Below are 21,207 nucleotides of genomic sequence, written 5' to 3' on the forward strand. Positions count from 1 at the left end.
CCGCCCGCGCCAGCGCCGCCTCGCCCGACGCCCACGCCGCGCTGGACGCCGCCGCCCGTGCCGCCGAGGCGCGGGGCGCCCGCATCTTCGATCTGGAATTGCCCGAGGCGCTGGAGGCGGCCGACGCCATCCATGGCACCGTACAGGATTTCGAGGCCGCGCTCTCCCTCGGCGACGAGCTGGACTATGACGGCGACCGGCTCTCGCCCCTGCTGCGCGGCCATCTCGAAGCCGCCCGCGCCATTCCGCCCGACCTTTATGACGGCGCGCGCCGCACCGCCAAGCGAGCGCGGCATGCGCTGGGGGATGTGTTCGCGGAGGTGGATGCCATCCTCACCTTCTCCGCCCCCGGCCCGGCACCGGAGGGATTCGCCACCACCGGCTCGGCCATCTTCAACCGGCTGTGGACGCTGATGGGGTGTCCGGCGATCAACGTGGCGGGGCTCTCGGCCGCCAATGGCATGCCCGTGGGTGTGCAGGTGGTGGGGCGTTTCGGGCGGGATCGGCAGGCGCTGGCCGTCGCGAGCCTCGTGGAAGCCGCCATTACCGCCTGACATGCAGTATTCCACCGCGGCCGACCGTGCGCCGCAGCGGAAGGGAAAGCGTAGAAGGGGGCGCGACTTGGCGCGCGCCGCACTGCGGAAAGTCATGCGCTGCAATACTTTGCAGCGGCGATGCAGCACAACTTACCTCTTTCCGCATTTTGAGAGTTTGTTAAAGTTCTCTCAAGATCGACCCTGCGAGGCATAAGGTGACACTTGGCCATCTCCTCACCGTGATCGAGACGTGCGCGGCCTTCGGCTTCGTTGGCGCTGTGCTGCTCGGTCTGGTCTGAGGTCAGGACCCGCCACCGCCCTCATGGGACCCGAGAACAGCAATAACCGGGGTCCGGTCGATCGAAGGCGCCGGGGAGCCAACCTCCCCGGCGCCACTCGTTCCAGGTCCGGAAACACGGGCAGTCGCGCCGCCGGATACCGCCGCCCTTCTGCCCGCCCTTCATGACACGTCGTTGACATCGCCGCCGGCACGACCGCGCGCGCCGTCACAAACCGCCTGTCACAGTCGCGGAGACGCGACCGTTGACGGCGCCTTGGCCGAACGGCGCAGCGCTTGGCGCGGCATCGTCACATGGGTGTTGCGGAGCCGCGCTATCCAACCTCCCGACGCGCTGGTGTGGATCGCCTCGGCTCAGGCCGATCGATTCTCCGCCGGCCAGTGATCGAGACCGCGCTGTCCGGCCGGCTTGCCCTGCAAGCGGGCCGGCGCGTGCTCTGGGAGCCTCCGGATGCTGGTGATCGAGGGCCTCACCCGACGCTTCGGCGACAAGGAGGCCGTATCCAACGTGAACCTCGCCATCGGCCAGGGCGCCTTCGTGGGCGTCATCGGCCGATCCGGGGCCGGCAAGTCCACCCTGCTGCGCATGGTCAACCGCCTGCAGGACCCCTCCTCCGGCCGCATCTCCTTCGAGGGTCGCGACGTCACCGCCCTCAAGGGCCACGCGCTGCGCCAATGGCGCGCCGAGGCGGCGATGATCTTCCAGCAGTTCAATCTGGTCGGCCGCCTGGATGTGCTGACCAACGTGCTCATGGGCCGCCTCGCCACCGTTCCCGCCTGGCGCGCCCTCACCAAGAGCTGGAGCGCGGATGACCGGGCCATCGCCCTCTCCGCCCTCGACCAGTTCGACATCGCCCCCCTCGCCGCCCAGCGCGCCGACAGCCTCTCCGGCGGCCAGCAGCAACGCGTCGCCATCGCCCGCGCATTGGCGCAGGAGCCGGCGCTGATCCTCGCCGACGAGCCCATCGCCTCGCTCGATCCGCGCAACACCAAGATCGTGATGGATGCGCTTTTGCGCATCAACAAGCACTTCGGCATCACCGTGCTGTGCAACCTGCACTCCCTCGACCTCGCCCGCACCTATTGCGACCGCCTCGTGGGCATGGCGCAGGGTCGCGTGGTGTTCGACGGCGCGCCCGCGGCGCTGACCGAGCAGGTGGCGCACGATCTCTACGGCCTGGAGGCCGGCGAGGTGATGGACACGCCCGCGCGGCGTCCCGTCGCCGCCGACGACGGCATCCCCGAAGCGGCCGCGCTCGCCTGAGCGCGTGCCTTCCGCGCCGACCCGCGACCGCGGGCCGGCCGACCCTGCTTGCCCAGTTTCGATTTCGTCCGACAGGAGCACGAGACATGCTGAACCGTCGTAGCCTGATCGCGGCCGCCGCCGCGCTCGTCATGTCCGCCGGCGGCGCCGCCGCGCAGGACTGGAAGGCCAAGTATCCCGAGCTGGTGTTCGCGGTGATCCCCGCCGAGAACGGCAGCGGCGTGACCGATCGCTACCAGCCGCTCATGGACTATCTCACCAAGCAGCTTGGCACCAAGGTGACGCTGCGCGTCGCCAACGACTATGCCGCGGTGATCGAGGGCCAGCGCGCCGGCAACATCCACATGGCCTATTACGGCCCCTCCTCCTTCGCCCGCGCGCTGATGACCGGTGCCAAGATCGACGCTTTCGCCATCGAGGTGAATGCGGACGGCACCAAGGGCTATCACTCGGTGCTCTATGTGAAGGCCGACAGCCCCTACAAGTCCATCGAGGACCTGAAGGGCAAGAACCTCTGCCTCGTCGATCCCAACTCCACCTCCGGCAACAACGTGCCGCGCTTCGCCCTGAACAAGATGGGCCTCAAGCCCGACGACTTCTTCGGCAAGGTGGTCTATGCGGGCTCCCACGAGAACGCGGTGATCGGCGTGCAGCAGGGCACGTGCGATGCCGCCTTCAACTGGTGGAACGACGAGAACGAGTCCAACCTCCGGCGCATGGAGCGCAAGGGGATGGCGAAGTACAGCGACTTCCGCATCATCTTCAAGTCCGACCAGATCGTGAACTCGCCCTACGCCTATCTCTCGGACCTGCCGGCCGACCTGAAGGCCAAGATCCGCGACGCCTTCTTCTCCATCGAGAAGAACGACAAGGCCGCCTTCGACAAGATCTATGAAGGCAAGAGCCAGCTCTGGCAGCCCATCGACAATGAATCCTACGTGGGCATCATCGAGCTGAACAAGTTCGTGGACGAACTGCGCAAGAAGAAGAGCTGAGGCTGTTCCGGCCGCCCCTCTTCGGCCGCGTGCCGCAGGCCCCTTTCTCCGTCGTCCTCCGGCTTGACCGGAGGCCCCATGGGAGGGGCTGGCAAGCTGCACCGGGGGGAAAGATGGATGCTCCGGTCAAGCCGGAGCATGACGGCGGAGAGAAACCCGTTCCCCGGACAAGCGACGGCGCAGCCGGAGCGCTGATCCGGGGTCCAGGATAAGGTCCGGCGCAGCCGTCCGTGGCCCGCCGGCCTCATCGCTTGAGCCGCCTCCGGCGCAGTGTTGCGCTGGGCCCCGGCTCTCCTTCCACTGCGCTCCCGCTCCGTTCCAGTCGGCCGGGGCGCGAGGGAGAACATGGTCTTGTCCCACGCCATCACCCGGCTGCCCGACGAGCAGATCGCCCCGCTGATCGCGCATTACGATGCGGCGGTGCGGGCGCGGCGGCGGCATACGCTGATCATGTTCGGCGTGATCGCCGTGTGCACCGTGCTCGCCGCCTGGATGGGCGAGGTGAAGCCGGACGTGTTCTTCGCCCACGCGGACCGGCTGCCCAACTATTTCCGCAGCATCACGCCGGTCCTCCACTGGGACACTCTCGGCGCCGATCTGTCCGAGTGGTACTGGAACCTCGACCACTGGCTGAAGCTGCTGCTGGATACGATCCTGATCGCCTATCTCGGCACGCTCATCGGCGCCATCGGCGGCTTCTGCCTGTGCTTCCTCGCCAGCGCCAATCTGGTGAGGAGCCCGTGGATCCGCCTCGGCGCCCGCCGCTTCCTGGAATTCTGCCGCACGGTGCCGGAGCTGGTATTCGCGCTGCTGTTCGTGGTGGCCTTCGGGCTCGGCCCGCTGCCGGGCGTGCTGGCGCTGGCCATCCACACCATGGGCGCGCTCGGCAAACTGTTCGCCGAGGTGGTGGAGAACATCGACATGAAGCCGGTGGAAGGCGCCACCGCCTCCGGCGCCTCCTGGCTCACCACCGTGCGCTTCGCCGTGGTGCCGCAGGTGCTCTCCAACTTCGCCTCCTACGGCCTGCTGCGCTTCGAGATCAACGTGCGCGAGGCCTCCATCATGGGCTTCGTCGGCGCCGGCGGCATCGGGCAGGATCTCGTGGAAGCCATCCGCAAGTTCTATTATTCCGATGTCTCCGCCATCCTCCTCCTCATCATCGCGGCGGTGATGATCATCGATCTCGTCACCGAGCAGGTCCGCCACCGCCTGCTCGGCTTCGGAGCGCAGCGATGAGCCGGGCCCGCATCCGCCTTTCCGGAGACGAGCGCGCGCGCCTTGCCGCCGCCCATCCCCACCTCGTCGCGCCGCCCATCAACACGCGGGTCCGCGTCGGCGTGATCATCGCGGTGTTCGCCGGCATCGCGGCCTTCGGCTTCTGGCAGCTCGGCTTCAATTTCGACCGGCTGGGCAGCGGCATCGCGCAGCTCGCGCACTTCGTCACGCTGATGATGCCGCCCGATCCCGGCACGCAGCTGCCGCTCTACATGCATGCTTTGGGCGAGACCCTGGCCATCGCCTTCCTCGGCACGCTGGGCGGCGCCATCGTCGCCTTCCCGTTCGGCTTCCTCGCGGCGAAGAACGTCATTCCCAACATCTTCGCCCATTTCGCCGTGCGCCGCGTGCTGGACACCGTGCGCGGCGTGGACCGGCTGATCTGGGCGCTGATCTATGTGACGGTGGTGGGCCTCGGCCCGTTCGCCGGCATCCTCGCCATCGCCACCGCGAGCTTCGCCGAGCTCGGCAAATTGTTCTCGGAGGCCGTGGAGGCGCTGGACCGGAAGCCCGTGGAGGGCGTCGTCTCCACCGGCGGCTCACCCGTGGAGGCGGTGCGCTTCGGCATGCTGCCGCAGGTGCTGCCGGTGCTGGCGAGCCAGCTGCTCTATTACTTCGAGTCCAACGCCCGCCAGTCCACAATCGTCGGCATCGTCGGGGCGGGCGGCCTCGGCCTTCACCTCGCCGAGCAGATCCGGGTGCTGGAATGGCAGAAGGTGTCGTTCCTCGTCCTGATGATGCTCATCATGGTGGCGGTGATCGACTTCATCTCCTCCCGCCTGCGCTTCGCCATCATCGGCAAATCCCGCATCGGGTGAACGCGCGGACAGATCGCCTTTGGGACGGACCCGGGGCCCTTTCCTCCGCTCCCCCGCCTGCTCCGCAGTCATCCCCCGCCTTGTGCGGGGGATCCACTTCGGGGCCGGAGGGGTGTACGGTTGTTCAGACACCCGGCTTGGCGGAGGGGTGGATGCCCCGGACAAGCCGGGGCATGACGGTGCGCTGAAACGGCGTCTCGCTCAACCTCAGTACAGAATCTCCCGATAGCGCGCGACCATCTGCTCCTGGCTCTCCGGCGCCTCAATTGCGAAGGACGAGGCGGCGCCGGCGGCGTCCTTGGCGGCGATCTGGTCGCGCAGCATCTCGCCCATGGTGGGCAGTTGGGTGCGCTCCACCTGCGCCTCCGGCTCCCACAGGCGCGAGCGCATGAAGGCCTTGGCGCAGTGCAGATAGGCCTCCTTCACCTCCACCCGCAGCACCGTGCGCGGCGCCTTGCCGCCGACGGTGAAGAGGCGCGTCAGCTCCTCGTCGTCATGGATGAAGGCATTGCCGTTCACCCTGAGCGTCTCGTCCACGCCGGGAATGAGGAAGAGCAGGCCGACCTGCCCCGTGGCGAGGATGTTGGTGAGGGAATCCAGCCGGTTGTTGCCCGGCCGGTCGGGAATGAGCAGGTCGCGCTCGCGCGCCGCGACGAAGCCCGGCACATCGCCGCGCGGCGAGACATCGGCGGCGCCGGAGGCATCGGCCGTGGCGATGAGCACGAACGGGCTCAGCGAGATGAAGTGCCGGCAGTGGCGGTCCAGCCGGTCCAGCTGCTTGGCGACGCTGCGTCCGGCAGCAGCACCATAGAGACGGCGCAGGGCGGCTTCATCGGCGACGACGGCCATGGGGCAGAACCTCCTTCGGATACCTACTTTTCGCGCAAACCATTGGGCTGACGCAAGCACCTAGGGCTTGAAAACCAGCTGCACCCGGTCGGCGGCGAAGGAGGAGCGGCCCCATTGCAGCGGCGCGCCGTTGGCCTCCACGTCCAGCCGCTCCAGCACCATCACCGCGCGGCCGGGGGCGAGGGAGAGAATGTCCATCTCGCGCGGATTGGCGGGACGGGCGGTGATGCGCGTCTCGCGGCGGCGGAAATCCTCGATGCCCAGTGTCGCCAGCGCCCGCGTCAGCGATCCGGTGGCTTCATAGATGAGATCGAGGTCGCGGCAGCGGGCGGCGGGAAACCAGGCCGAGCCGCAGGAGATGGGCACGCCGTCCGCCTCGTGGGTGGTCTCGATGCGCAGCACCGGCGTGCCGATGGCGAGCTGCAGCTCGCGCGCAACGTCCGCATCCGCCGCCTCCACCGTGGAGCCGCGGAACCGGCCGGACGGCTCGCGCCCGCCCGCCGCCACGATCTCGGAGAAGCGGGTGCGCGCGCCGATGGGATAGCGCAGCGGCGGCTCCTTCACGAAGGTGCCCCGCCCCGCCGTCGCCTCGATCAGCCCGGCCTCGGAGAGATGGGAGAGCGCGCGGCGCAGGGTGTGGCGATTGACGCCGAACCGCTCGGCCAGCTCGGCCTCCACCGGCAGGCGCACGCCGGGCGCGAGCGTGCCGGCGAGGATGTCCGCCTCCAGCTTCTCGGCGATCTGCCGCCACAAAGTGACGCCGCTGCCCCGCGCGACGGAGGGCACGGCTGGCGATGCCTCGTCCTCCGTCATCGGGCTGTGACCATCGGCGGCGAGACTGCGCGGCGCACCAGACATTCCTGCCTCTCCACGTCCGCCCCGCGAAATCGCAAAGGGCGCAGATACCTTCTTGCACATTTGTATAGACTATTATACAAACCATGTCCAGCAAGGCCCCGCGGCAGGGTTCGCCCGTTTGCGCCAGGGTCAGGGACATCTGGAGACCGCCCGTGAGGTCCGAACCGCCGCACATCACCGAGCCGCAAATCGCCGCCGTTCCCGACCCCGCCGCCGAGCAGGCCGCGCGGGAGGTGATGATGGGCCTTTATGCCCGCGCCACCCGCGCCGAGCTTCAGGCCGCCGTGGAGCGCTTCCAGCCATTGCCGCAGCTGAAACGGCTGCGCCCGGCGGAGGCCGGCCTCATCATGGTGCAGGGCCGCACCGGCGGCGACGGCGCCCCCTTCAATCTGGGCGAGGCGACCGTGACCCGCGCCGCCGTGCAGCTCGCGGGCGGCGCCACCGGCGTCTCCTATCTGCTCGGCCGCGACCCGGCGAAGGCGGAGGCCGCCGCCATCCTCGACGCTTTGTGGCAGGACGCGGCGCTGCGCCTCGCCGTCACCGACGCGCTCACCCCCGTGCGGCGCCGCCTCGCGGTGGAAGCGGCGCGCGCGGCTGAGGAGACGGAGGCCACCAAGGTCAATTTCTTCACCATGGCGCGGGGAGAAGACTGATGGCCATCCCTGCCCTCGCCGTCCCCGCCCTCGCCGCCGGCTTCGCCGATCCGGTGCACGACGCCCAGCGCAGCTTTGCCGCCGTGATGCGCGCCATGGCCGAGCCGGGTCTTCCCGTGCCACTGGCGAGCGACCTCGACCCGCCCGCGCCGCTCTCCCGCGAGGCCGCCGCCTGCGCCCTCGCGCTGCTCGATTATGAAACGCCCGTCTTCCTCGACGCGACGCTCTCCGCCGCGCCGGCCGTGGCCGCCTTCCTGCGCTTCCACACCGGCGCGCCGGTGGTGGACGACCCCGCAGCCGCCCGCTTCGCGTTCATCGCCGACGCGGCGGCGCTACCGGACTTTGGCGCCTTCGCGCAGGGCGAGCCGGACTATCCGGATCGCTCGGCGACGCTGATCGTGCAGGTCAGCGACTTCGGTACCGACGCGATCGTCATCGAAGGCCCCGGCATCAAGGGCCGCCGGAGCTTTTCCGCTGCGCCGCTGCCGTCCGACCTGCCGGCGCGGCTTGCCGCCAACCGGGCGCTCTACCCGCTCGGCATCGACCTCATCCTCACCGCGCCGGGGGGCGTTCTGGGCCTGCCGCGCACGGTGAAGCCCGTGATGGAGGACTGATCCATGTACGTGGCCGTCAAAGGCGGCGAGGCCGCCATCCGCAATGCCCACGCATTGCTCGCCAAGAAGCGGCGCGGCGAGGAAAGCGTGCCGGAGATCGGGCTCGACCAGATCGCCGGCCAGCTCTCCCTCGCCGTGGACCGGGTGATGGCCGAGGGCTCCCTCTATGACCGGGAGCTGGCGGCCCTCGCCATCAAGCAGGCGCGGGGCGACCTGATCGAGGCCATCTTCCTCGCCCGCGCCTTCCGCACCACTTTGCCCCGCTTCGGCGCCTCGGTGCCGGTGGATACGGGCGCCATGCGCATCGAACGGCGCATCTCCGCCACCTTCAAGGACCTGCCCGGCGGGCAGGTGCTCGGCCCCACCTTCGACTACACCCACCGCCTGATGGACGAGCGGCTGGCGACACACGCGAGCGATGCCGACGCGCCGCGCCAGCCCGCCCCCTCTCCCCTCGAAGTCGGCTTTTGCCGACTTCGACCTCCACGAACCGAACTCGGCAGCAGCCGAGTTCGGGCGGGAGAGGGCTGGGGTGAGGGGGAGGAGCGCCGGGAAGCGAGCGCCGCTTTGGGGGAGAGGCCTGACCCCTCACCCCCGGCCCCTCTCCCGCAAGGGGAGAGGGGGGAAACCCGGATGCCCCGCGTCACCGATCTCCTCGGCGGCGAGGGTCTCATCGAGCCCTCCCCGGCTGACGACGGCACACCGCCGCGCGACCTCACCCGCGAGCCGCTCTCCTTCCCCGCCGACCGGCCGCTGCGGCTGCAGGCGCTGGCGCGCGGCGACGAGGGCTTCCTGCTGGCGCTCGGCTATTCCACCCAGCGCGGCTATGCCCGCACCCATCCCTTCGTGGGCGAAATCCGCTTCGGCACGGTGGAGGTGAGCCTTCCTGTGGAGGAGCTGGGCTTTGCGGTGCCGCTGGGCGACATCGCCGTCACCGAGTGCCAGAGCGTGAACCAGTTCAAGGGCTCGGCCACCGAGCCGCCCCAGTTCACCCGCGGCTACGGCCTCGTGTTCGGCCAGTCCGAGCGCAAGGCCATGTCCATGGCGCTGGTGGACCGCGCGCTGCGCTTCAAGGAGCTGGGTGAGGAAAAGAGCGCCCCGTCGCAGGACGAGGAATTCGTCCTCTCCCATTGCGACAACGTGCAGGCCACCGGCTTCGTGGAGCACCTGAAGCTGCCCCACTACGTGGACTTCCAGGCCGAACTCGACCTCATCCGCCGCATGCGCGCGGAGGCCGAAGCCCCTGACGAGATGAAGGAGGCCGCCGAATGAACGCGCCCGCCACCGCCGCCTCTTCCATGCCGGCCATCACCTACAATTTCGCCTATCTCGACGAGCAGACGAAGCGGATGATCCGCCGGGCCATCCTCAAGGCCATCGCCATTCCCGGCTATCAGGTGCCCTTCGCCTCGCGCGAGATGCCCATGCCCTACGGCTGGGGCACCGGCGGCGTGCAGGTGACGGCGGCCATCCTCGGCGCGGACGATGTGCTGAAGGTGATCGACCAGGGCTCGGACGACACCACCAATGCGGTGGCCATCCGCACCTTCTTCGAGACCACGGCGGGCGTCGCCACCACCACGCGCACGCAGGACGCCACCATCATCCAGACCCGCCACCGCATCCCGGAGGCGGAGCTGAAGGCGGGGCAGACCATCGTCTTCCAGGTGCCCATCCCCGAGCCGCTGCGCTATCTGGAGCCGCGCGAGACCGAGACGCGCCGCCTGCATGCGCTGGCCGATTACGGCCTGATGCAGGTGAAGCTCTACGAGGACATCGCCCGCCACGGCCACATCGCCACCACCTATGCCTATCCGGTGAAGGTGGAGGGCCGCTACGTGATGGACCCCTCCCCCATCCCGAAGTTCGACAATCCCAAGATGAACGACAGCCCGGCCCTGCAATTGTTCGGCGCCGGGCGCGAGAAGCGCATCTATGCCATCCCGCCCCACACGCAGGTGGTGTCGCTGGATTTCGAGGACCATCCCTTCAAGGTGCAGGCCTTCAAGGAACCCTGCGCCTTGTGCGGGGCGACCGGCGTCTATCTCGACGAGGTGATCCTCGACGACAAGGGCGGGCGCATGTTCGTCTGCTCCGACACCGACCATTGCTCCACCCGCCAGGCGGAGGGGCACACGGGGACCATGAGCGCGCCTTATGCCGCTCCGAGCGCCCCCCTCACCCCCGGCCCCTCTCCCGCAAGGGGAGAGGGGAGCGATACCGCGGGTACCCCCTCTCCCCTTGCGGGAGAGGGTGGATCGCGGCGCAGCCGCGAGACGGGTGAGGGGTTCCCCGCCACCGGGAACGGAGAGGCGCGATGACCACCGATACCCCCCTCCTCACCGCCCGGGGCCTCGCCAAATATTACGGCCACCGCCTCGGCTGCCGCGACGTGGACCTGACCCTGCACGAGGGCGAAGTGCTCGCCATCGTCGGAGAAAGCGGCTCCGGCAAGTCCACCCTGCTCGGCCTTCTCTCCACCGAGCTGGCCCCCTCCGCCGGCAGCGTCACCTACCGGATGCGAGACGGCGCCACGCGTGATCTCGCGACCCTCTCGGAGGCCGAGCGCCGGCTGCTGCTGCGCACCGACTGGGGCTTCGTGCGCCAGCATGCGGAGCAGGGGCTGCGCATGGCGGTCTCGGCCGGCGGAAACGTGGGCGAGCGGCTGATGGCGGTCGGCTGGCGCCATTATGAGAACATCCGCAGCGAGGCCACCGACTGGCTTTCGCGCGTGGAGATCGCCGCCGAGCGTATCGACGACGACCCGCGCACCTTCTCCGGTGGCATGCGCCAGCGCCTGCAGATCGCCCGCAACCTCGTCACCCGCCCCCGCCTCGTCTTCATGGACGAGCCGACCTCGGGCCTCGACGTGTCGGTGCAGGCCCGCCTGCTCGACCTCATCCGCCAGCTGGTGGAGGAATTTGGCCTCGCGGTGGTCATCGTCACCCATGATCTGGCGGTGGCGCGGCTGCTCTCCCATCGCATCATGGTGATGAAGTCCGGCCGCGTGATCGAACAGGGCCTCACCGATCAGGTGCTCGACGACCCGCGCGAGCCCTACACTCAGCTCCTCGTCTCCTCGGTGCTTGCGGCATGATGAACGAGACTTCCGTGTCCCGGCCAAGTGCAGCGCCACCTGTGGCGCGGAACGCGAGCCGGGACCCAGCGCAACATTCCGCCGAAGGCGCTTCCATGCCAACCACCGCTCAAGCTTTGCCTGCTGCGCAGGAGGCCTGCGCTGGGTCCCGGCTCGGCGCTCCGGCTACGCCGTCGCTGATCCGGGACACGCAAGACCTCCTCCTCCGCGTCGAAAACCTCGCCAAGAGCTTCACCCTGCACCTGCGCGGCGGGCTCACCCTTCCCGTGGTCTCCGGCGTCACCTTCGACGTCCACGCCGGCGAGTGCGTGGCGCTGGGCGGGCCGTCGGGGGCGGGGAAAAGCTCCATCCTCAAGATGGTCTATGGCAATTACCGCATCGACACCGGCTCCGTGCGCATCGCCGATGGTGAAGCGTTCGCCGAGGTGGCGGGCGCCGCCCCGCGGCAGATGCTGGCGCTCCGGCGCGCCCGCGTCGGCTATGTCAGCCAGTTCCTGCGGGTGATCCCCCGCGTCTCCACCCTCGACGTGGTGGCGGCGCCGCTGCGCGCGGAAGGCGTGGACGAGGAGACCGCCAAGGCCCGCGCCGGCACCCTGCTCGCCCGGCTCAACCTGCCCGAGCGCCTGTGGTCGCTTCCGCCGGCCACCTTCTCCGGCGGCGAGCAGCAGCGCGTGAACGTGGCGCGCGGCTTCATCGGCTCCCAGCCGCTTCTGCTGCTGGACGAGCCCACCGCCTCGCTGGACGCCGCCAACCGGCAGGTGGTCATCGACCTCATCCGCGAGAAGAAAGCGGCGGGCACGGGCCTGCTCGGCATCTTCCACGATGCCGAGACCCGCGAAGCCGTCGCCGACCGGGTGGTGGACGTCACCCGCTTCGAAGCCTGATCCCCACGCCCGCGAGCCCGGCTCGCGGGTCGAGCCCGCGTAGCGCCTCAGCGCGCCCTCGGCGCCGGTCCAAGACCGGGGCCGCTGGACTGATCCCGGAGCCCCTTTCATGAGACAGGTTTTCGCCAACGCCCGCCTCGTCCTCGCCGACGAGATCGTGTCCGGCCACGTGAGTGTCACGGACGGCGTCATCTCCGCCATCGGGAGCGGCGTGGTGCCGGCCGGCGCCGAGGACATGGAGGGCGACTATCTCCTCCCCGGCCTTGTGGAGCTGCACACGGACCATGTGGAGGGCCACCTCGCCCCCCGTCCCAAGGTGCGCTGGAACCCCCTTGCCGCCATGCTGGCCCACGACGCGCAGATCGCCGCCTCGGGCATCACCACCGTGTTCGATTCCCTGCGGGTGTGGCCGGACAAGAAGGCGGTGGGCATGGACGGCGACGCGCCGCTCCTCATCGCCGCCCTGGAGGCGGCCCGCGCCGCCGATGCGCTGCGCGCCGACCATTTCATCCACCTCAGGTGCGAGGTGCCCACCGACACGGTGGTTCAGGACGCCGAGGCGATCCTGAAGAAGACGCCCGTGCACCTGATCTCGCTCATGGACCACACGCCGGGCCAGCGGCAGTTTGCGACCATCGACCAGTTCCGCTCCTATTACATGAAGAAGAGCGGCATCAGCGCCGAGGAGATGGACGTGATCGTCTCATCACGGCTCGACTTCCACGAACGCTACGCCCGCGAGAACCGAGCGGGTCTGGTGGCCCTCGCCCACGCCCACCGCTGCGTGGTCGCAAGCCATGACGACGGCACCCCCGAGCATGTGGCCGAGGCCATCGGCGACGGCGTCGCCATCGCCGAATTCCCCACCACCGAGGAAGCCGCGCGCCTCTCCCACGAGGCCGGCATCCGGGTGCTGATGGGCGCGCCGAACCTGGTGCGCGGCGGCTCCCACACCGGCAACGTCTCGGCGGAATCGCTGGCGCGGGGCGGCCGGCTGGATATCCTCTCGTCGGACTATGTGCCTTCGTCCCTACTCTGGGCGGCGTTCGACCTCACCCACCGGGTGCCCTCCATTGCGCTGCCCGAAGCGGTGCGGATGATCACCAAGACCCCGGCCGAGGTGGCGGGCCTTGCCGATCGCGGCGAGATCACGGCCGGCCGCCGCGCCGACCTCGTGCGGGTGGCGCTGGCCGGCGAGATGCCGGTGGTGAAGGGCGTGTGGCGGGAAGGACGGCGCGTGGCATGACGAAAGATGCGGCCGGCGCAAAGGCTGGCGACAGGTTCGGCCCCGGCACCCTGCTCCTCGTGGTCGGCCCCTCCGGTGCCGGCAAGGACACCCTCATCGACATCGCCCGCGCGCGCTTTTCCGGCGACCCGCGGGTGCTGTTCGCCCGCCGCCTCGTCACCCGGCCTTCGGGAGCGGGGGAGGCGCACGGCACGCTGTCGGAAGCCGAGTTCGACGCTCTGCTCGCCGAGGGGCGCTTTCCCCTGTTCTGGCGGGCGCATGGGCTCAGCTACGCCCTGGGACCGGAGGTCGCCGAGGTGATCGGCCAGGGCGGCGTGGTGGTGGCCAACGGCTCCCGCGCCACGCTGCCGGAAGCCCGCCGCCGCTTCGCGCGGGTCAGGGTGGTGCATGTGACGGCGCCGGTGCCGGTGCGCGCCGCGCGCCTCGCCATGCGCGGCCGCGAGAGCGCCGACGACATCGCCGAACGCCTCGCCCGCGCGCCGGAGCTGGACGTGGCCCCGGACCTCACCATCGACAATGTGGGCACGCCCGCCGAGGGCGGCGCGCGCCTGACCGACTTCATCGCCGAGGAGTTGGTCGCGGTCGCCTGACCGGGGCCAGCCCCGAAAGCCCGCGCGGCGCCTGAGCGGACCCGCTTGGCCCCGGTCAAGGACCGGGGCTGACGGCATAGACCCTACCGCCGCTCGCCGGCCGGCAGGTAGGGCTGGAGCGCGTGGGCGAGCTTGGACGGGGTGAGCGACTGGAGCCACACCGTGCCGGGGCCGGCGAGGCGGGCGAGGAAGAGGCCATCACCGCCGAACAGCATGTTCTTCACGCCGCGCACGGTGGTGATCTCGAAGGAAACGCTGTCCTCGAACATGCCCACATGGCCGGGATGCACCAGGAGATCCTGCCCCGGCTGCAGCGTATAGCTGACGATCTCGCCGCCCAGCTCGATGAAGGCCGAGCCCTCGCCCGTGAGGTGCTGCAGGATGAAGCCATCACCGCCGAACACGCCGGCCCCCAGCGTCTGCTGCACCCCGACGCCGAGGGAGAGCGTCGGCGCGCCCGCGAGGAAACCGTGGCGGTGCACGAGATAGCCGCGCCCCGGCGCCACCTGCATCTCGAAGATGCTGCCGGGCACCGTGGCGGCGAACGCCACCAGCGCCTCCCCGCCCTCGGCGGTGAACTCCGTCATGAACAGCCCGCCGCCGCCCAGCGCGCGGCCGATGGCGCCGAAGAAGCCGGTGGAGCCGCCGGTGGCCGTGGTGGTGCGCATGGCGACGTTGGACGTCATCCAGGAGAGACGGTCCGTCTCGGCCAGCACGGTCTCGCCCGGCGCCAGCGTGAAGGTGAGCACGGGCAGCGTCGTTCCGGAAATCTCGTGGCGCATGTTATCTCTCCCGGTAAGGCCGCACCGAGATTAGGGTGAGGACAGGCCCACGCAAGCGAGCCTTCCGGCCAAGCCTGAAACAAGCTGAGGAAAAGCCCATGCGCGCCGCAACGCTCCTTCTCCTCTCGCTGATTGCGACCCCCGCTCTGGCGCAGCAGCCCGCCGTCCTGCCCTATCTCAACGCCCCGGCCGAAGGCGCGCCCATCCTGCGCCCGCCGACGCTCTCGCTCTCCATCAATGGCGGCCCGGCGCGCCGCGCGATCATGGATACCGGCTCCACCGGCGTGGTCGTCTCGGCCAGCGCCATCCCCGGCTTCGACCAATTGACGCCACTGGGGCCGGGCGAGCTCACCTACACCTCCTCCGGCCGCATCATGCGCGGGGTGAACGTGATGGTGCCGGTGACGGTGGCCGGGGCGGACGGCACCAGCGTCACCACCCAGCCCATCCCGGTGCTGGCGGTGACGCGCATCGACTGCCTGCGCAATGCCCGCAGATGCCGGCCCATGGATGCGCCGCGCCGGGTCTCCATGCTCGGCATCGGCTTCGCCCGCGCCAAGGACCGTCAGCCGGGCGCGGGGCCGGGGCGCAACCCCTTCCTCAACGTGGCCGGCATGGGGCAGGCAGGGACGGGCACGGCCGATTTCAAGCGCGGCTATGTGGTGACGCGGCGCGGCGTGCAGGTGGGGCTGGCGAAGGATACCGGCGCGACCTTCCAGAAGGTGAAGCTCGCCAGCGACCCCGCCACGGGCGACTGGGGACCCATCACCGCCTGTCTCGCCCTCAACGCCCGCACGCCCGCCGCCTGCGGCACGCTGCTGCTCGATACCGGGGTGTCCATCATGTACCTGACCTTGCCGCCGGCGCAGACGGACGGCCTCGCCGTGCCCGGCCTGCGCGGCGGGCGGGTGGTGGCGGACGGCGCCAGCCTCGCCATCTCCCCCGGTGCGGGCCAGCCGGCCCCGGCCTACAGCTTCACGGTGGGCGACCGGAGCAATCCGGTGACGCCGGAGCGCGTCATCCTCGTCGGCCGCGGCGACCGGCCGCCCTTCGTCAACACCACCGTGCGGGCGCTGAACACCTTCGACTATCTCTTCGATGCAGACGCCGGGGAGGCCGGGTTCCGGACGGTCGGGCGATAGGGGAGCGAACAAAGCCGGAAGACCGGGCGGCGTCCGATTCGGTCACGCCCTGTTCGTGCTGTGTGCGCGGAGCGGGATATCGATCGTCCGATTCTGGGACACATGCACGCGCCGTATCACCGTCATGGCCGGGCTTGTCCCGGCCATCCACGTCGGGCCGAGAGGACACCGTGCGAAGGCAGGTTCCCAGCCGCTCCACGTGGATGCCCGGGACAAGCCCGGGCATGACGGCCTACAAAGTCAGGAGGTGACAGCCAGCACAGAAGGGGACGAACAAACCCCGAAAACCGGCCGCCGCCTGATTCGGTCACGGCCCGTTCCCGCTCCATCCCTGCCCCGCCCGAACCACCGTCCCGTTCCGGGACAGGCTCACGGCTTCAGATAGAGCGCGAGCCGCGTGGCGGCGTTGCGCAGGTGCTCCTCGGCGGCCGCGCGCGCGGCAGGGGCGTCCTGCCGCTCGATGGCGGAGAAGATGGCCACATGCTCGTCCTGCACCGCCTGGGCGAGGCCGCCGAGGCGGGCGGTGTTGGCGCGGGCGGTGCGGATGAAATGGCGTACCCGGTGGTCGAGGAACTGGGACAGGTCGCGGAAATAGGGATTGCCCGTGGCCTCCACGATGGCGCGATGGAAGGCCATGTCCTCGTCCACCCCCGGCTCGCCGCGCAACACCGCCGCCTGCATGGCGTCGAGCTGGGTCTGGATGCGGCCGAGGTCGTCCTGCGTGCGGCGCACGGCGGCGTGGGCGGTGGCGTTGGCCTCCACCGCCATCAGCAGCTCCACGATGGCGCTCATCTCCGCGCGGTCGCTGAGATCGGCGATTTCCAGCCGGAAGGAGGAGGCGGCGCCGGGATCGGCGACGAAGGCCCCCGCCCCCTGCCGGCTGGTCACGAGGCCGTCGTGCTTCAGCCGGCCCACCGCCTCGCGGACGATGGGGCGGCTGACGCCATAGGTCTCGGACATCTTGTGCTCGGTGGGCAGCTTCTCGCCGGGCTGGAGGCGGCCGGAGGCGATTTCCTCGCGCAGGCGCTGGGCCAGCGTGTCGGCGAGCGAGGGCGCGCGGCCGAGAATGTCGCGGGGCATCGCGCGGGGCGTTTCGCGGGGGTCCGCCATCCTGTGTTCCCTCACCTCCGGCGGCCGTGTGTTGTTGTTGCGCCCGCTGCTGGTGCGGCGCCCCACGGCTCAGCTAGCAATATAAAGACCACCGTTCACATGCACTGTCTCGCCTGTGACGAAGCTTGCCCAATCGGACGCGAGAAAGGCGACGACCCGCGCCACCTCCTCTGCCGTGCCCAGCCGCTTCAGCGGCGTATTGGCGAGCAGCGCCCCGCCATTGGCCGCCATCAGCGGGCGCACCATGGGCGTGTCGATGAGGCCGGGCGACACTGCATTCACCCGCACCTTCGGCGCCAGCTCCTGGGCCAGCGTGCGCGAGAAATTCAGCACCGCGCCCTTGGCCGCCGCATAGTCCGCGTGGCCGACGCTGCCCCTGTGCCCGGCCATGGAGGCGACGTTGACGATGGACGCCCCCTCGGCGAAATGCGGGATGGCGGCGCGGCAGGTGTAGAACACCCCGTCCAGATTCACCGCGATGCCGGTCCGCCAATAGTCGTCCGTCATCTCCGCCACCCGCCGCTCGCGGTAGAGGCCGGCCGAGGTGACGAGCACGTCCAGCGTGCCGAACTTTTCCGCCAGCGCCTTGAGCGCGGCATCCGCCTCTTCCGGCTTCGCCGCATCCTGCCGGAGCGGGAGCACGCGGGCGCCGGTGGGGTCCAGCTCCGCCGCGAAGGCGGAGACGCCCGCATGGTCGAGATCGGTGAGCACGCAATTGGCGCCGAGGTCGAAGAACACCCGCGCGATGGCGCGGGAGATGCCGCCGTTGGCGCCGGTCATCAGCAGGGTCTTGCCGGTGAAGTCGATCATCACGCGCCTCAGGTCATCAGCCAGCCGCCGGCCACGTCCACCACCTGTCCGGTGACGAAGGCCGAGGCGTCGGAGGTGAGGAACACGCAGGTCGCCGCCACCTCCTCCGGCTGGCCGAGACGGCGCAGCGGGGTGGAGAGGCGCACCGCCTCGTTGGCGGTGGAGGCGGTGCCACGCATCATGGGCGTGTCGATACGGCCGGGGGCGATGGCGTTCACCGTGATGCCGTAGGGGCCGAGCTCGCCCGCCAGATGCTTGGTGAAGCCGATGAGGGCGGCCTTGGAGGCGGCATAGTGGACGCCCACGATGTCGCAATAGGTGCGCCCCGCCACCGAGGCGATGTTGACGATGCGGCCCCGCCCCAGCGCCTTCATGCCGGGCGAGAGCGCCCGCACGCAATTGAAGGCGCCGGTGAGGTTCACGTCGATGACCCGCCGCCATTCCTCCGGCGGCATCTCCCAGGCCTCCGAGCGGCGGCCATCCGCCCCGCTCTTGGGCGAGATGCCGGCATTGTTCACCAGCACCTCCACCGGCCCGAGCGCCGCAGTTGCGGCCTCGGCGGCAGCCGCGACGGCGGCATAGTCGGAGACATCGGCGGCAAGGCCGATGGCGGCGACGCCGCGGGCGACGGCGGCTTCCGCGGCCTCGTTCGCCAGCGCCGCATCATGGTCCACATAGGCGACCGCGAGGCCCGCATCGGCCAGCGCATCCGCCTGGGCGCGGCCAATCCCTCGGCCGGCGCCCGTGACGAAAGCAACCCGCGCGCTCACCGGCCGGTCTCCAGCATGATCTTTCCGAGATGGGCGCTCGATTCCATCAGCGCATGCGCCTCGCGCGCCTGTTCCAGCGGGAAGGTGGCGTGGATGAAGGGCTTCACCTTGCCCGCGTCCAGCAGCGGCCACACGTCCCGCATGAGCAGATCGGCGATGGCCTTCTTCAGCGCCACCGGGCGGGCGCGGAGCGTGGAGCCGGTGAAGGTGAGGCGCTTCAGCATGACCGGCATGAGGTCGATGGTGACTTCGCTCGGCTGGAGGAAGGCGATCTGCACGAGGCGGCCTTCCACCGCGAGGGCCTGGAGGTTGCGCGCCACATAGGGGCCGCCCACCATGTCGAGGATTTCCTCGACGCCCTTGCCATCGGTGAGCGCCTTCACCTCGGCGACGAAATCCGTGTCGCGATAATTGATCGCCGCGTCGGCCCCCAGCGAGAGGCAGAAGTCGCACTTCTCCTTGGAGCCCGCCGTGGCGATGACCCGCGCGCCGGCATGGTGCGCGAGCTGGATGGCGGTGGAGCCGATGCCGCTCGATCCGCCATGGATGAGGATGGTCTCGCCCGCCTTCAGCCCGCCGCGGGTGAAGACGTTGTCGTAGACGGTGTAATAGTTCTCCGGCAGTCCGGCGGCTTCCAGCAGGGACAGCGGCTTGGGAACCGGCAGGCACAGGGGCGCCTCGGCAATGCAGTATTCCGCATAGCCACCGGAGATCACCAGCGCGCAGATCTCGTCGCCGATCTTCGGCGAGGTGACGCCCTCGCCCAGCGCGACCACGCGGCCCGCGATCTCGAGGCCGGGCACGTCAGTGGCGCCGGGGGGCGGGGGATAATTGCCGGCGCGCTGGAGGCAGTCGGGGCGATTCACGCCCGCCGCCACCACTTCCACCAGCACCTGCCCGGGGCCGGGACGCGGCACGTCCGCCGTCTCGACCGTCACCACCTCGGGACCGCCAGCGCCCGCAAAGCGGACCTGTCGCATCGTGCTCGAAATCTCTGCCACCGGCTTCCTCCCTTGCGCCTTCTGCGAGGCTTTCCGGCACCTGTCGGCGGCGGTCCTTGCGGCCGCGCCCGGTCCCGGCGGCGCCCTCATCACGGCGCGTTCTGGTCGGCGAGGAAAATACATAGGTCGTACTTGTCAGGCAACTTGGTTATCTGCATTATCCGCCTCGCCAGACGGACCGGCCACCACGCCGGACCGCAGCCGAAGGGCACGAAAACCGTGCCCGAGCAACGGTTTGAATCGCCCGGCCCGAACCGGGGTCGGCGGAGGGAGGAAACCATGAAGTTGTTTGCGCGGGCGGCGATTGCCGCCGCAATGCTTGCTGCCGTGCCGCTGGCTGCGACCCAGCCCGCAGCGGCCCAGGGCACCGTGAAGTTCGGCGCCCTCTATCCCTTCTCCGGCACCCTCGCGCTGCTCGGCGACGAGAGCTTCCGCGGCTTCGAGCTGGCGGTGGAAGAGCGCAACGCGGCCGGCGGCCTCAACGGCCAGAAGATCGAGTTCATCAAGGGCGACGCGGTCGATCCCAACCAGGCGGTCGGCGAGGCCCGGCGCCTCACCTCGGTGGACAAGGTCTCGGCCATTTTCGGCACCTATTCCTCGTCTTTGTCGCTGGCGGCGACGCAGGTGACCGAGCTCGCCAACATCCCCTATTTCGAGCTGGGCGCGATCTCCGATCCCATCACCGAGCGCGGCTTCAAGTACGTGTTCCGCACCAACGCCACGGCGCGCGACTTCGCCAACCGCATGGTCGATTCGATCATCGAGGCCATCGCCCCGGCGCTCAACACCAAGCCCGGCGATCTCAAGATCGGCATCATCCACGAGGACAGCCTCTACGGCCAGACCGTCTCCGGCTATCAGAAGGCCCGCGCCAAGGAGAAGGGCCTCAACGTGGTCGAGGTGCTGCCCTATTCGGCGAAGTCGGTGGACCTCACCCCGGTCATCCTGCGCCTGAAGTCCGCGGGTGCCGACGTGGTGCTCCAGACCTCCTACCAGAACGACACCGTGCTGTTCTTCCGCCAGATGAAGGACCAGGGCTACAAGCCCAAGGCGGTGATGGGCGCCGGCGGCGGCTATTCCACCCGTGACACCATGCAGGCGGTGGGCGCGGAGAACATGGAAGGCGCCCTCGACGTGGACTTCACCCAGTACAACACCAACCCCAAGGCGGCGCCCGGCATCACCGAGTTCGCGGCGAAGTACAAGGCCAAGTACGGCATCGATCCGCGCTCCGGCCACTCGCTCGCCAACTACATGGGCGCCAAGGTGTTCTTCGACGCCATCGCCAGCGCCAAGAGCACGGATGCCGACAAGGTGCGCGCCGCCGTCCTCGCGGTGGACATCCCGGTGGGCCAGACCGCGACCGGCTGGGGCGCCAAGTTCTCCGAGCAGGGCCAGAACACCCGCGCCGTGCCCTTCCTGATGCAGTGGCAGGGCGGCAACCTCGTCACCGTGTTCCCGACGGACGCCGCTGTCGCCAAGATGAAGACCGGCATCGGCGCCAACTGAGCATCAAACTGAGGCGGCGGACCTCCCGCGCCGCCCTGCCCCGCCCGGTCTGGCTCCGGGCGGGGCCCTTCGACACCGGACCGGCGCAGCCCGCTGCGCCCTCGGC

The 21,207-nt window shown here is 69.8% G+C and carries 21 protein-coding genes and 1 pseudogene; 15 read left to right on the top strand and 7 right to left on the bottom strand.

The window, feature by feature from the left end:
* The 5 genes from ACE3QW_RS17850 to phnE (ACE3QW_RS17870) form a co-directional block, all read left to right on the top strand.
* Positions 1-554 (top strand): amidase family protein (locus tag ACE3QW_RS17850; protein WP_374252923.1); only part of this gene is annotated, 554 nt, incomplete at its 5' end.
* 731 nt (positions 555-1,285) lie between these two features.
* Positions 1,286-2,098, top strand: coding sequence for a phosphonate ABC transporter ATP-binding protein (gene phnC, locus ACE3QW_RS17855; RefSeq protein ID WP_029555060.1), 813 nt, complete (start codon positions 1,286-1,288; stop codon positions 2,096-2,098).
* Between the two features lie 86 nt (positions 2,099-2,184).
* Positions 2,185-3,093 carry a phosphonate ABC transporter substrate-binding protein gene (gene phnD, locus ACE3QW_RS17860; protein WP_374252925.1) on the top strand — a complete coding sequence of 303 codons (909 nt, stop codon included), beginning with the start codon at positions 2,185-2,187 and terminating at the stop codon, positions 3,091-3,093.
* Positions 3,094-3,444: 351 nt separating this feature from the next.
* Positions 3,445-4,329 carry a phosphonate ABC transporter, permease protein PhnE gene (phnE, locus tag ACE3QW_RS17865; protein ID WP_374252958.1) on the top strand — a complete coding sequence of 295 codons (885 nt, stop codon included), beginning with the start codon at positions 3,445-3,447 and terminating at the stop codon, positions 4,327-4,329.
* Positions 4,326-5,186, top strand: a complete 861-nt coding sequence (phnE, locus tag ACE3QW_RS17870; protein WP_374252926.1) for a phosphonate ABC transporter, permease protein PhnE — start codon at positions 4,326-4,328, stop codon at positions 5,184-5,186. The genes phnE (ACE3QW_RS17865) and phnE (ACE3QW_RS17870) overlap by 4 nt, the downstream gene beginning before the upstream one ends.
* A 207-nt stretch (positions 5,187-5,393) precedes the next feature.
* On the opposite strand, the gene ACE3QW_RS17875 is transcribed toward phnE (ACE3QW_RS17870), so the two are convergent.
* Together ACE3QW_RS17875 and phnF are read right to left on the bottom strand one after the other, a co-directional pair.
* The gene (locus tag ACE3QW_RS17875; RefSeq protein ID WP_250168186.1) at positions 5,394-6,035 is read right to left on the bottom strand and encodes a pyridoxamine 5'-phosphate oxidase family protein; all 642 of its coding nucleotides are present in this window, start codon (positions 6,033-6,035) and stop codon (positions 5,394-5,396) included.
* Positions 6,036-6,095: 60 nt separating this feature from the next.
* Complete coding sequence (phnF, locus tag ACE3QW_RS17880) at positions 6,096-6,893, bottom strand: phosphonate metabolism transcriptional regulator PhnF (protein ID WP_250168187.1); 798 nt, start codon at positions 6,891-6,893, stop codon at positions 6,096-6,098.
* A gap of 152 nt (positions 6,894-7,045) precedes the next feature.
* On the opposite strand from phnF, the gene phnG reads away from it, so the two are divergent.
* From phnG to phnN, 8 genes and pseudogenes are all read left to right on the top strand, one after another.
* Positions 7,046-7,546, top strand: a complete 501-nt coding sequence (gene phnG / locus ACE3QW_RS17885; protein WP_280938438.1) for a phosphonate C-P lyase system protein PhnG — start codon at positions 7,046-7,048, stop codon at positions 7,544-7,546.
* On the top strand, positions 7,546-8,160 hold the full coding sequence (gene phnH, locus ACE3QW_RS17890; protein ID WP_374252929.1) for a phosphonate C-P lyase system protein PhnH: 615 nt from the start codon (positions 7,546-7,548) through the stop codon (positions 8,158-8,160). The genes phnG and phnH overlap by 1 nt, the downstream gene beginning before the upstream one ends.
* A gap of 3 nt (positions 8,161-8,163) precedes the next feature.
* Positions 8,164-9,432, top strand: coding sequence for a carbon-phosphorus lyase complex subunit PhnI (locus ACE3QW_RS17895; protein WP_374252931.1), 1,269 nt, complete (start codon positions 8,164-8,166; stop codon positions 9,430-9,432).
* 26 nt (positions 9,433-9,458) lie between these two features.
* Positions 9,459-10,331: pseudogene (locus ACE3QW_RS17900) on the top strand (alpha-D-ribose 1-methylphosphonate 5-phosphate C-P-lyase PhnJ); the annotation flags it as partial.
* Positions 10,332-10,477: 146 nt separating this feature from the next.
* On the top strand, positions 10,478-11,257 hold the full coding sequence (gene phnK, locus ACE3QW_RS17905; RefSeq protein WP_374252933.1) for a phosphonate C-P lyase system protein PhnK: 780 nt from the start codon (positions 10,478-10,480) through the stop codon (positions 11,255-11,257).
* Between the two features lie 95 nt (positions 11,258-11,352).
* A complete protein-coding gene (phnL, locus tag ACE3QW_RS17910) occupies positions 11,353-12,141 on the top strand; it encodes a phosphonate C-P lyase system protein PhnL (protein WP_374252935.1) in 789 nt (262 codons plus the stop codon).
* Between the two features lie 109 nt (positions 12,142-12,250).
* Positions 12,251-13,387, top strand: a complete 1,137-nt coding sequence (locus tag ACE3QW_RS17915) for an alpha-D-ribose 1-methylphosphonate 5-triphosphate diphosphatase (RefSeq protein WP_374252937.1) — start codon at positions 12,251-12,253, stop codon at positions 13,385-13,387.
* A complete protein-coding gene (gene phnN, locus ACE3QW_RS17920) occupies positions 13,384-13,977 on the top strand; it encodes a phosphonate metabolism protein/1,5-bisphosphokinase (PRPP-forming) PhnN (RefSeq protein ID WP_374252939.1) in 594 nt (197 codons plus the stop codon). Before ACE3QW_RS17915 ends, phnN begins: the two co-directional genes overlap by 4 nt.
* A gap of 83 nt (positions 13,978-14,060) precedes the next feature.
* Here the strand turns inward: phnN and ACE3QW_RS17925 are convergent, their stop codons facing one another.
* Entirely contained in the window at positions 14,061-14,759 is a 699-nt protein-coding gene (locus tag ACE3QW_RS17925) for a TIGR00266 family protein (protein WP_250168194.1), read from the bottom strand.
* Positions 14,760-14,857: 98 nt separating this feature from the next.
* Here ACE3QW_RS17925 and ACE3QW_RS17930 point away from each other — a divergent pair, with 98 nt between their 5' ends.
* Positions 14,858-15,901 (top strand): hypothetical protein, encoded by a 1,044-nt coding sequence (locus ACE3QW_RS17930; protein WP_374252941.1) that lies wholly within the window; start codon positions 14,858-14,860, stop codon positions 15,899-15,901.
* A gap of 369 nt (positions 15,902-16,270) precedes the next feature.
* Here the strand turns inward: ACE3QW_RS17930 and ACE3QW_RS17935 are convergent, their stop codons facing one another.
* The 4 genes from ACE3QW_RS17935 to ACE3QW_RS17950 all read right to left on the bottom strand — a co-directional run bounded on the left by ACE3QW_RS17935 (position 16,271) and on the right by ACE3QW_RS17950 (position 19,571).
* Complete coding sequence (locus ACE3QW_RS17935; RefSeq protein ID WP_374252942.1) at positions 16,271-17,011, bottom strand: FadR/GntR family transcriptional regulator; 741 nt, start codon at positions 17,009-17,011, stop codon at positions 16,271-16,273.
* Between the two features lie 69 nt (positions 17,012-17,080).
* A complete protein-coding gene (locus ACE3QW_RS17940) occupies positions 17,081-17,821 on the bottom strand; it encodes an SDR family NAD(P)-dependent oxidoreductase (RefSeq protein ID WP_374252944.1) in 741 nt (246 codons plus the stop codon).
* 8 nt (positions 17,822-17,829) lie between these two features.
* A complete protein-coding gene (locus ACE3QW_RS17945; protein ID WP_374252960.1) occupies positions 17,830-18,633 on the bottom strand; it encodes an SDR family oxidoreductase in 804 nt (267 codons plus the stop codon).
* Positions 18,588-19,571 (bottom strand): NAD(P)H-quinone oxidoreductase, encoded by a 984-nt coding sequence (locus ACE3QW_RS17950; RefSeq protein ID WP_374252946.1) that lies wholly within the window; start codon positions 19,569-19,571, stop codon positions 18,588-18,590. Before ACE3QW_RS17950 ends, ACE3QW_RS17945 begins: the two co-directional genes overlap by 46 nt.
* Positions 19,572-19,871: 300 nt before the next feature.
* On the opposite strand from ACE3QW_RS17950, the gene ACE3QW_RS17955 reads away from it, so the two are divergent.
* On the top strand, positions 19,872-21,101 hold the full coding sequence (locus ACE3QW_RS17955; protein ID WP_029555080.1) for an ABC transporter substrate-binding protein: 1,230 nt from the start codon (positions 19,872-19,874) through the stop codon (positions 21,099-21,101).
* Positions 21,102-21,207: the final 106 nt, after the last annotated feature.

This window comes from Xanthobacter sp. (assembly GCF_041911315.1).
In the GTDB taxonomy this organism is placed as follows: domain Bacteria; phylum Pseudomonadota; class Alphaproteobacteria; order Rhizobiales; family Xanthobacteraceae; genus Xanthobacter; species Xanthobacter aminoxidans.